The organism is Klebsiella sp. D-Nf1 (assembly GCF_002810515.1).
Lineage (GTDB): Bacteria > Pseudomonadota > Gammaproteobacteria > Enterobacterales > Enterobacteriaceae > Klebsiella > Klebsiella variicola.
The window spans coordinates 1-534 of record NZ_PIOK01000036.1 but is presented as its reverse complement, the minus strand read 5'-3'; the positions used below and the strand labels follow the sequence as shown (position 1 = coordinate 534).

At 65.0% G+C, this 534-nt stretch carries 1 protein-coding gene; it reads left to right on the top strand.

The window, feature by feature from the left end:
• On the top strand, window positions 1–530 hold a 530-nt coding region (locus tag CWM54_RS27890), incomplete at its 5' end, for a sodium ion-translocating decarboxylase subunit beta (RefSeq protein ID WP_133124478.1).
• Window positions 531–534: the final 4 nt, after the last annotated feature.

Here is a 534-nt window from a genome sequence, read left to right as displayed (position 1 = left end):
GCACGGTGAGTAAGCGGGAGAAGATCCTCTTCCCGGCGGTGCTGTTGCTGCTGGTGGCGCTCCTGCTGCCGGACGCCGCGCCGCTGCTGGGGATGTTCTGCTTCGGCAACCTGATGCGCGAGAGCGGCGTGGTGGACCGGCTGAGCGACACGGTGCAGAACGCGCTGATCAACATCGTCACCATCTTCCTCGGGCTGTCGGTGGGGGCCAAGCTGGTGGCGGACAAGTTCCTGCAGCCGCAGACGCTGGGCATTCTGCTGCTGGGGGTGATCGCCTTCTGCGTGGGCACCGCCGCCGGGGTGCTGATGGCGAAGCTGATGAATATCTTCAGCAAACATAAAATCAACCCGCTGATCGGCTCGGCGGGGGTGTCGGCAGTGCCGATGGCGGCAAGGGTGTCCAACAAGGTGGGTCTGGAGGCAGACGGGCAGAACTTCCTGCTGATGCACGCCATGGGCCCGAACGTGGCCGGAGTGATCGGCTCGGCGATCGCCGCCGGGGTGATGCTCAAGTACGTGCTGGCGATGTAGGCCA